The sequence below is a fragment of the Spirillospora sp. NPDC048819 genome, from assembly GCF_040650055.1.
In the GTDB taxonomy this organism is placed as follows: domain Bacteria; phylum Actinomycetota; class Actinomycetes; order Streptosporangiales; family Streptosporangiaceae; genus Spirillospora.
The window spans coordinates 1-9,472 of the sequence record NZ_JBEZGN010000081.1 but is presented as its reverse complement, the minus strand read 5'-3'; the positions used below and the strand labels follow the sequence as shown (position 1 = coordinate 9,472).

Here is a 9,472-nt window from a genome sequence, read left to right as displayed (position 1 = left end):
GCGGCGGCCAGCCCGGCGGCGGCCGCGCGGCGCCACCGCCGCGGACGCACCGGCCGGGCGGACGTCCGGCGCGGGGAGGCCGCGGGGACGGGAGGAAGCTGGCGGACGTGCCCGATGTCGGCGAGCACCCGGTCGCGCAGCCGGGGCGGCGGAGCCTCGGCGACCGCCATGCCCAGCCGCGCCGTCGTCGCCCGGAACTCGCGCAGCTCCGCCGCGCAGGTCTCGCACACGGCCAGGTGCGCCTCGAACAGCCGCCGCTCGCCGGCGTCGTCGATGGCGTCCAGCGCGTACGGTCCGGCGAGGGCGTGCAGATCGTCCGTCATCGCTCCACCCCCAGGCAGTCGCGCAGCCGGATGATGCCGTCGCGCATCCGGGTCCGCACCGTGTTCGGCGGCGCCCCCACCAGTGCGGCGACCTCACGGTAGGAATGCCCGCCGTAGTAGGCGAGCGTCACCGTCTCCCGCTGCAGACGCGTCAGCGCCCCCAGGCAGCGGCGCACCCGCTCGTGCTCCAGCCGCGCCTCGACCCGCTCGCTCACCGGGTCATGGGCCGCGCCCGGCTCATGCCGCGCGGCCCGCGCCTCGCGTTCGCCCGCCGCCTGCTCGCGCCGCACCCGGTCCACGGCCCGGCGGTGCGCGATCGTCATGATCCACGCCAGCGCTCCGCCGCGCTCCGGGTCGTACCGGGCCGCGGCCCGCCACACCTCGATCATCACCTCCTGGGTCACCTCCTCCGACATCGCCGGGTCGCGGACGACCCGCCTGACCAGGCCGTGCACCGGCGCGGCCACCACGTCGTACAGCAGCTCGAACGCGCGCTCGTCGCCGCGCGCCGTCCGGTGGAGCAGCACGTCGGCGTCATGGCCGGACACGGTGCCGTCCTCCGGCGGTCTCGTCTCTGGCGGCATGCCGCGCTCCCCTCGGTGGGCCGTCCGACCGGCACTGCGCATGCGGGCTCGCCTCGGATCGGCCATCACAGGACGAGGCTCCGCAGCGTGAGCCCGACACCGAGGGCGACGACCGTCGCGGACGTCCCGATGGGCATCATCCCGGACGAAATCCGCGGGCGCCTGGCCAGAATGCGCCGCGCCACGACGCGTCCGGAGCCGACGACGAGCAGACCGACCGTCACCAGCGCGGCGGCCAGGCCGAGCCCGTACGCCAGGACGAGGACGACCCCGAACCAGGCGCGGCCGATCGCCGCGCCGCCCACCAGCACCACCACCGCCGACGGGCTCGGGACCATGCCGCCCGCCAGCCCCATCAGCACGACCCCGCCGCGCCGGCCGCCGGACGCGTGCCCGTGGCCATGCCCATGGGCGTGGTGGTGACGGTCGCGCAGCGCCCGCCGCAACAGCAGAACCCCCGCCGCGCTGACGAGGACCCCGCCGGCCGCGCCGAGCCAGGGGAACAGGGCGTCGGGTGCGAGCAGCGCCCCGGTCGTCACGAGCAGGCCGAGGGCGAGGACCCCGGCGGTGTGGGTGAGCGTGACCGTCAGGCCCAGAGCGAGGACGTCCCGCGTCCGCCGCCGCCCCTCCCCGACCGCGTGCGCCGCCATGATCGTCTTGCCGTGGCCGGGTGCGAGCGCGTGCAGGGCGCCGAGCGCCATCGCGATGAGGAACGCCAGGACGGCGAAGCCGGGCGTGAGATCGTGCCGCGCGACGAGGGAGGTGAACCGCTGGGTGAGCCCGTCCGTGCCGCGGGGCAGCAGCCGCTCGGGTCCGCCGCCGGACGCGGGCGCGGCGGCGAGCGGCGGCCCGCCCGCCCGCGCGGTGAACGTCGCGGACCGCTGGTCCAGGGGAGAGGACAGCATGTCGCCGGGGTAGGCGGTGAGCCGCCGGCTGTGTGACTCGCCGGGCACGTCGGACGCGTTCAGGGTCATGCGGTCACCCCGGGCGGTGATCTCCCGCCAGCCGATCCGGCCGGTCGTCCCGCTTTGGAAGGAGATCGTCCCCGGCCCGGCCGGCGCGGTGATGCGGCATTCGACCCGGAGCGTCGGCAGCCCCGCCTGCCCGGCCGGCGCCGTGGTGGTCGCGGACTCGACGGATGCGGTCACGGCCCGTCCGTCCACCGTGATGCGCATGGACGACGCCGCCCGCCGGCAGGGCCCGTCCGCCCACGCGTCGAGTTCGGCGGGGGACGGACGGCCATCGCGGTCGGTGTCCACGTCCGGGACGGCCTGCGCGGCCGGGATCTCCGCGAGGTCCTCGACATGGTCGATCCGCAGCTCGTGCGGCGTCGCGAGGAGCCCGTCGTAGTGGTTCACGGTGAAGTTGCCCAGCGGATGCGCGGCGAGCAGCCCGGCCGCGAGCGCGAGGGTGATCATGGTGCGCCTCCCAGGTCGTCCAGCGCGGCCTTGGCTCGGGGTGCCCACAGCGGCGAGAACCGCGGGTTGCGGCGCAGCGACTCGGCCAGGTCGCGGCGCGCGTCGGCGCGCCTGCCGAGCGCCTTCTCGATGACGCCGCGGTGGAAGTGGAACTGGGCGCGGCGGTATCCGGTCGCCGTCGCCTGCCGGGCGTAACGGAGCGCCTCCCCGTCCCGTCCGTTGACGTGCAGCGCCCAGGCCAGCGCGTCCGCCGCGTGGACGCTGCACTGCCGCACCTGCACCCCTGGGCAGCGGCGTTCGTACTCGGCTCGCGCCGCCCGCAGCGCCGTCTCCGGATCACCGTGGTCGCTTTCGGACAACGCGGTCTCCAGGTCGGCGCCGACCCCGTCGGCCTTGGCGATCCGCGTCCATGCGGCGGCGACCGCGTACTGCCGTTTCGCCTCGTCGTCGAGTCCCTGTGACTCCAGCAGCTCGCCGTACTCGGTCAGGTACTGGGGGAGCGGCATCCGCCGGACGATTTCCGCCCGGTCGCTGAGCGCCCCCTCGATGTCGCCTCTCGCCGCCCGGACGCGCGCCCGCCCGTCCAACGCGGGCGTGTAACCGGGCGACTGGCGCAGCGCCTCGGCGTACTCCCGCCCCGCCCGGCCGAGGTCGCCGTCGTTCCAGGCCAGCTCACCGAGCTGCGTTGCGATGTAGGCGAGGTCACCGCGATCGGTCGCGGAGTCCCGGGCCAGCCCTAGAACCCGCCGCGCCTCCCCGACGTCCCCGCGCAGCTCACGCACATAAGCGAGCCGCGTGAAGATCGGGACACCGGGACGCTTGGCATCCGCCTCCCGCGCTGCGTCAAGGGCTTCGTCGTAACGGCCCAGCTCGACGAGCGCGTCCACGCGGACGGCCGCGGCCCGCTGCTCGAACGGGTTCGCCTTGAGCGCCCGATCGGCGTACCGCAGCGCCTCATGGAAGTCATGCCGGGCGGCCGCCAGCGCACCCAGACCGGCCAGTGCCGCAGCGTTCCGGGGCTCCTCCCTCAAGGAGCGCCGCAGCACACCGTCGGCCTTCGGGTAGTAGGTCGTGTCGCCGGTGACGCGGGCCTGCTCCACGTACGCGAGCCCGAGCGACGCCCACCCGGCGGCATCGTGCGGCTGCTCGCGGAGCCTCTTCTGCAGCCCCGCGATCCCGGAGGCCGGGGCCCCGGCTGCCGCGCCGGTCGCGGCGGGCGCCTCGGACGGGCCGCCGAACACGACGGCCGATCCGAGGGTGAGCGCCGCGACCAGCCCGGCGACCGAGGCCCCGGTGGCGAGGAAACGCATCAGTTCTCGTGCCGTCCCAGCTCGGGACGCCTGCGCCGCCACCACAGCAGCCCGCAGGTCAGCGCGAACGCCCCCGCTCCGGACAGCCCCGCGACCGGCAGCAGGCCGAGCACCCCGGAACCCTCGTCCTCCGAAGCCGTGATGTCCTCGGTCGCCCCGGCGTTCAGCAGGTTGACGGTCTCGCCGTCCTTCGTCTTGGTGCCGGACGCCTTCGTCCCGGGCTTCTTCGCGCCCCGCACGTCCGACCCGGAATGCGGCTGCGCCACGTACGGGAACGTCTCCTCGAACCCGACGTCGTTGGCGTTGACCGCGTCCCCGAGGTCGTTCTTCTTGCCGAGCAGTTCGCCCTCGACGGCCTGAAGCGAGATGTCGAGGACGTCGTCGGTGAGCCGCCGCCCGTTCGGGAAGCCCGCCTTGTCGCCGCCGAGGACCCCGAGCCGGTCCGGGTTCGGAACCGGCTTGACCGACGTGTTCAGCCTGAGCAGCTCCGCCGGCCGGACGTCCTTCGGCTGGTTCAGGCCCGGCACGCCGGTCAGAAACGCCTGGACGAGGTCGTTGCGCGGACCGGGCGGCGCCGGGATCTTGTAGATCTTCTCGATCAGCTTCGGCAGCTCCGGATCGGTGACGAACCCGGCGAACTGCGCGTCGTGCCACGGGCTGGACGCGTTGAACGTGTCCTTCTTGCCACGCGGGATGACCACCTCGTTCACCAGCGGGCTACCGAGCCGCGACACCTGCGTGTAATGGCCCCCCGCGTTACGCCGCTGCACGGTCGAGTTGACCCCGATCACCGGGTCGCCCTCGACCAGATCCCGGGTCGGGACCTGCAAGGCGACGGTGTTCACGTTGAATCCGCTCAGGGTGTCGTTGCCGACCTCCTTGAGGTTCGCCCCGTACAGCAGGTCGAACACGCGCAGATCGAGGAAGAAGGAGTCGTCGGCCTGCCCGGCGAACGACGTCGTCCCGCCGCCCAGCGGCTTGATCGCCTGCGCCCGCAGCTTCGCGTAGTCCGGCATGGACGCCTTGCCCACGTTGGACGGCGCGACCGGCGCGTGCTCGACGACCTTGTGGACGCTGTGCACGTTGCCGTCCACCCGGCGGATGAGGCTCAGGTCGTAGGTCTGCGTGAAGTTGAGATCCGGGTCATCGAGGCTCGTCACCGGCCCGGTGTTATAGAGGAACGTGTTCTCGTTCTTCAGCTGGTCGTGGAACTCGAACCGGTACGTGAGGTCGGCGAGCGAGTCACCGTCGTTGTCGACGTTGAGGTCGTACCGGGCGTCCCGCGCGAACTTGTAGAAGTTGGGCCCGCCCGCCGGCTCCTGCAACGGGATGAAATTCGCGATCAGTGTGGTGGTGTCCGGCTTGTCGGGACTGACGAACGCGTACACGTCGGTGTTGTCGTACTGCGGCTGCCCGGAGATGAGCGGCGCCTCGCGGTGGCTGGACGCGGTGCCCTGCCGCGGCGCGAGCCCGGCGAGCCCGCCCGCGAGCAGAATGCCCCCGGCGGCGACCAGCGCGGCGACCCGCGCCCTGGACGGATGGAGTGTCGGCATCGTGGAACCCCTACCGGCCCCCGGATCCCGGCCGCGGCGGCGCCGTTCCGTCGGCGCTGGGCTACGACTGCCGCGACCCCGGATCGACCGGTTTCTTCGCCATGCCCGCCGTTACTTCGAGGCCCGGCCCCGACCTGATTGGTCCCATCTCCGCCCTGGCCACGTACGGCCACCCGCGAACAAACCACCGGGGAGCGGCGTCCGCGCGCGCCAGATCACCTGCCTGCGCCCGCCTGCCGCTCGTACTCGTCCCACAGTCCGAGGGACTCGATCAGCACGTCTTCGACCTGCTCGGCCGCCGCCCGGTACGCTTGCGCACGCCCGGCGCACACCCCCGCGTCCCACACCCGCCCCTGCCCCGACCAGACCCGAGCCCGCGCGGCCTCCATCTCCGCGAGCGTCCGCCAGGCCAGCGCTTCCTCGGGAAACACCTCGAACGCCTTCCGCGCCTCCGGCCCCAGCCCCGCGAACAGGAACACCGTCTCCGGATAAGGCTGAGGCACCCCGTCTTGGACGGACGCCCGCCTCCCGACCGGCCGCGCCATCGCCCACGCACCCCGCAGGACGCGTACTGCCGTTCGCGTCCGGCTCATCGGACGACCTCGAACCACACCGTGAACCGGCCGTCGCGACCCGGCAGTGAGCCCCAGCAGTCAGCCAGCCCGGCCACGACCATCAGGCCGCGCCCGGACTCGCACCATCCCGGGCCCTGCGCCGGAATCAGCGGACGTCCCTCGGAGCCGCCGTCGTCCTCGATCTCCACCCGCAGCCGCTCAGGCGACAGGAGCACCGTCACCCACACCCCGCCACCGACCAGGCCGCTGGCACTGTGCCGCACGGCGTTGGTGGTGACCTCGCAGACCATCAGGTCCACGTCGTCCAGGTCGAACCCTGCGACGTTGCCGCCCAGCGCGCCCGCCAGCGTCCGCCGCACCCGCGCCCGGACCTCCCGCACGTCCAGCACACCACCCGGGCACACCCGCTCGGTGTGCACCTCGTCCCAGACGATCACCGTCCGACCTCGGCGATCTGCTCGGCCGCGACCCGCACCGCCCCGACCGGCGTCCGGCGAGCGGCGTCCCACAGGTAGGACCACCCGCCCCCGCGCTCCTGGACGACGGGCACCGCCAGCGACCGCCGCCGCGCTGGCACCGGCACCGACAACACCGGCTCGGCCTTCCCGTCCATGTACAGCACCGAGCCCTGCTCCAACTCCCGCAAGGCCCACATCAGCCCGACCAGCAACTCGAACCGTTGCCGCGTCGCGCGCCCCTGCGTCCCGCTTACCGACCCCGTGCTCTCCATTGAGATCACCCTCCCGTCTCCCTGTTGCCGCTGGACAGGACGCATTTCAGGACACATCGCCCTGGTGTACGCGTCCGGCTGCGCGCGTTCACTACTGGTGGAATGCTGTGGCCCGCCTTTGCACCCACACTCTGCATCAGTAAATTACAGATGCAGATTACTGATCACAAGAGGTGTTCACATGATTGCAAGGAGTACGCCCACCGTGAAGCGCCGCCGCCTGGCGAGCGAGCTGCGCCGACAGCGGGAGCTGTCCGGCCTCACCCTTGATGAGGTGGCCGAACGGCTGGAGTGGTCGAACGCCAAGATCAGCCGAATCGAGAACGCCCGCGTCGGCGTCCTGCCACGCGACGTCAAGTACCTGCTGAACGTGTACGGGGTCGAGGGCGAAGCGCGGGAAGTCCTGCTTGGGCTGGCCCGCGAGGCCAGGCAGAAAGGCTGGTGGCACAGCTACGGCGAAGCCATCCCGGCCTGGTTCGAGGTCTACGTCGGGCTGGAATCGGACGCCGTGACGATGGACGCCTACGAGTCCGAGCACGTCCCCGGCCTGCTCCAGACCGCCAACTATGCCCGCGCCATCTTCCATGCGTTCCCCCTCGACGACGAAGCCGAGGTCGACAAGCGCGTCAAACTCCGCATGGCCCGCACCGAGCGCCTCACCGCGCCGGACGCCCCGAAGTTCTGGGCCGTCCTCAATGAGGCCGTGATCCACCGCCGCATCGGTGGCGCCCAGACCATGCGAGCCCAGCTTGTTCACCTCCGCGACATGGCGAAGTTGTCGAACATCACCCTTCAGGTCCTCCCGTTCGAGGCAGGCGCCCACCCCGCGATGAGCGGCGCGTTCACCATCCTCGGGTTTCCGGAGCCATCGGACCCGAAGGTCGTCTTCATGGAAGAGCAGACGGGCGGGCTCTATCTGGAGAAGCGACACGAGATTGAGCGATATACCCTGGCATTTGACCACCTGCGCGCGGCAGCCCTGCGGCCAAGCGACTCACAGGCGCTCATCGCCCAGGTAGCCGACAACATGACGTGACAAACGCGACGATAGAAGGCAAGGAGGTGCGGGACATGCGGACCCTGGACATCTCTCGTGCCACATGGCGCAAGAGCACGCGAAGCAACGGTGCCGGCGGCAACTGCGTAGAAGTCGCCGACCTCGAAACGACTATCGGCGTCCGAGACAGTAAAGCCCCGGAGTCCGGTCACCTCACGTTCAGCCGCCACGCATGGACCGCGTTCATGGCCCGGACGCGAGCTGGACGTTTCAACCTGTAGGCGGACACCGTCGCCGGCGGCTTGAGACTTCGCATAGCGGCCGATTTGGAAGGGTGCGGGTGGCCGTGGATATGACGGACATCTCTCGTGCCACATGGCGCAAGAGCAGTCACAGCAGCGCCAACGGTGAGTGTGTGGAAATCTCCCGCGTCCACGGTGCGGTGGCTGTCCGTGACAGCAGGGACCCGCAGGGCCTGGCTCTGCTCTTCGCGCGCTCCGCGTGGCAGGTGTTCAGTCGCCGCATTAAGCAAGGTGCGCACGACGCATAGGACCGCGCCCCTCTTTGCGAGGGAGGCCCCGTGGCTGGGGGAGGACCAGAGATGACTGCGCCAGACCCGCGCCGCGCCACATGGCGCAAGAGCTCACGCAGCAACGGCGGGGAAGGCGGCTGTGTTGAGGTAGCCGACAACCTGCCGGGTGTGGTGGCGGTACGGGACTCCAAGGACCCGGACGGACCGGTGCTGACGTTCGCGGCGGCCACGTGGCGGGGCTTCGTTGAGAGTGTGAAGGACGAGCGGTTCGGGCTGTAGCCCGGTTCTGCATGCTTCGCACCGGACGCCGGGCATCTGACCCTCAGCCCCCGGGCGTGGGCCGCCTTCGTGGCCCAGGCGCGGGCTGGACGTTTTGACCGGGGTGCGGGGTGACGGAGCAGGATCCGTCCCACGTGGTCCGGCACACCAGCAAGCACAGTCAGCTCATTGAGACGTTTTCCCGTTAGCGGAAGCCCCTGGGAGTTTCGTTGGGCTCGCGAGATCGTGCTGGCATGAGCGATGAAGACATCAGTCCGTACACACCCGCCGCCCGTCACGTGGTGGAGTCCGCGCCCACACATGCCGCCGCGCTAGGCCACGACATTGCCGATACGGGGCATTTGTTGGTCGGCTTGGTCGCCGGCGACTGGAGGGGCATGGCAGGGGCGGTTCTGCGTGAGATGAACATCCAGCCTGTGGTGATTCGGCGTGCGGTTGAGCAGCGGCTGGGGCTCGGCCGGCGGCTGGCTGGGGAGGCTGTGCCGCTGTCTGATGCAGCGTGCAGGGCGCTCAACCTTGCCCTACAGGAGAACCCCATTGCGGGGGCCGGCAGGATCGGGACCGATCACCTGCTGCTCGGCCTGTTGGCGGAGGGCGGGCTCGCCGCCGAGGTGCTTGTGGCGCAGGGAGTCACGGTCGAGCGCGTCCGAGCTGCGCGTAAGCAGGCGGGGTCCCGGATGTGCTACGGATGCCTTGAATGCGCCGGAGGTGAAAGGCCCGCCGGTGGTTCCTCGGTGGTGCTCCCTGACGAGTTGGCTGCGGTCACGGCGCAGGTCGCCTCGTTGCGGCGCGCCAAGGAGGACGCCATCGACGCCAAGGATTTCATGCGGGCGGCCGGCATCCGGGACGAGGAGAAAGCCAAACTGCGTCATGCGCTGGATGGATTCGACGAGGAAACGGCCAAGGCCGGCCTTGCCACTGCGCTGGACATGATCATGCAACTGCAGGCGGAGGCGGACAGGCTTCTCGGCCTCCTGCATCACCGCCATGGAGCCGACATTTGACCGGGGCTTCTTGTGCACGGCGACGCCGGATGCTCCTCGTGGAGCAGGACGGCAATCGGGGCGAGCAGGGCGGCTAGGGCCTGTCTCGAAGTCTGGTGTGTGACGGTGTGTCGTGATCCTTAAACAGCGAGGTCTCCGGTAGAGGGTTCATCGACCAAGAAGAACCA

General features: G+C 71.2%; 12 protein-coding genes and 1 pseudogene. 5 read left to right on the top strand and 8 right to left on the bottom strand.

Annotation, left to right across the window (positions count from 1 at the left end; all coding sequences use genetic code 11):
* The 8 genes and pseudogenes from AB0C35_RS45630 to AB0C35_RS45595 all read right to left on the bottom strand — a co-directional run.
* Positions 1-323: pseudogene (locus AB0C35_RS45630) on the bottom strand (hypothetical protein); the annotation flags it as partial.
* The gene (sigK, locus tag AB0C35_RS45625; RefSeq protein ID WP_358470837.1) at positions 320-907 is read right to left on the bottom strand and encodes an ECF RNA polymerase sigma factor SigK; all 588 of its coding nucleotides are present in this window, start codon (positions 905-907) and stop codon (positions 320-322) included. The gene sigK and the pseudogene AB0C35_RS45630, both read right to left, overlap by 4 nt.
* A gap of 65 nt (positions 908-972) precedes the next feature.
* A complete protein-coding gene (locus tag AB0C35_RS45620; protein WP_358470834.1) occupies positions 973-2,325 on the bottom strand; it encodes a hypothetical protein in 1,353 nt (450 codons plus the stop codon).
* Positions 2,322-3,635 (bottom strand): tetratricopeptide repeat protein, encoded by a 1,314-nt coding sequence (locus tag AB0C35_RS45615; protein WP_358470831.1) that lies wholly within the window; start codon positions 3,633-3,635, stop codon positions 2,322-2,324. Before AB0C35_RS45615 ends, AB0C35_RS45620 begins: the two co-directional genes overlap by 4 nt.
* Positions 3,635-5,188, bottom strand: coding sequence for a DUF4331 domain-containing protein (locus AB0C35_RS45610; RefSeq protein ID WP_358470828.1), 1,554 nt, complete (start codon positions 5,186-5,188; stop codon positions 3,635-3,637). Before AB0C35_RS45610 ends, AB0C35_RS45615 begins: the two co-directional genes overlap by 1 nt.
* A gap of 215 nt (positions 5,189-5,403) precedes the next feature.
* Positions 5,404-5,781 carry a hypothetical protein gene (locus AB0C35_RS45605; RefSeq protein ID WP_358470825.1) on the bottom strand — a complete coding sequence of 126 codons (378 nt, stop codon included), beginning with the start codon at positions 5,779-5,781 and terminating at the stop codon, positions 5,404-5,406.
* Positions 5,778-6,200 carry an ATP-binding protein gene (locus AB0C35_RS45600; protein WP_358470822.1) on the bottom strand — a complete coding sequence of 141 codons (423 nt, stop codon included), beginning with the start codon at positions 6,198-6,200 and terminating at the stop codon, positions 5,778-5,780. Before AB0C35_RS45600 ends, AB0C35_RS45605 begins: the two co-directional genes overlap by 4 nt.
* Positions 6,197-6,493, bottom strand: a complete 297-nt coding sequence (locus AB0C35_RS45595) for a hypothetical protein (protein WP_358470819.1) — start codon at positions 6,491-6,493, stop codon at positions 6,197-6,199. Before AB0C35_RS45595 ends, AB0C35_RS45600 begins: the two co-directional genes overlap by 4 nt.
* Before the next feature lie 181 nt (positions 6,494-6,674).
* On the opposite strand from AB0C35_RS45595, the gene AB0C35_RS45590 reads away from it, so the two are divergent.
* The 5 genes from AB0C35_RS45590 (at position 6,675) to AB0C35_RS45570 (ending at position 9,305) form a co-directional block, all read left to right on the top strand.
* Entirely contained in the window at positions 6,675-7,529 is an 855-nt protein-coding gene (locus AB0C35_RS45590; RefSeq protein WP_358470816.1) for a helix-turn-helix transcriptional regulator, read from the top strand.
* A gap of 35 nt (positions 7,530-7,564) precedes the next feature.
* The gene (locus AB0C35_RS45585; protein WP_358470813.1) at positions 7,565-7,771 is read left to right on the top strand and encodes a DUF397 domain-containing protein; all 207 of its coding nucleotides are present in this window, start codon (positions 7,565-7,567) and stop codon (positions 7,769-7,771) included.
* On the top strand, positions 7,723-8,040 hold the full coding sequence (locus tag AB0C35_RS45580) for a DUF397 domain-containing protein (RefSeq protein ID WP_358470810.1): 318 nt from the start codon (positions 7,723-7,725) through the stop codon (positions 8,038-8,040). Before AB0C35_RS45585 ends, AB0C35_RS45580 begins: the two co-directional genes overlap by 49 nt.
* A 51-nt stretch (positions 8,041-8,091) precedes the next feature.
* Positions 8,092-8,301 carry a DUF397 domain-containing protein gene (locus AB0C35_RS45575; protein ID WP_358470807.1) on the top strand — a complete coding sequence of 70 codons (210 nt, stop codon included), beginning with the start codon at positions 8,092-8,094 and terminating at the stop codon, positions 8,299-8,301.
* A gap of 233 nt (positions 8,302-8,534) precedes the next feature.
* On the top strand, positions 8,535-9,305 hold the full coding sequence (locus AB0C35_RS45570; protein WP_358470804.1) for a Clp protease N-terminal domain-containing protein: 771 nt from the start codon (positions 8,535-8,537) through the stop codon (positions 9,303-9,305).
* Positions 9,306-9,472 lie beyond the last annotated feature (167 nt).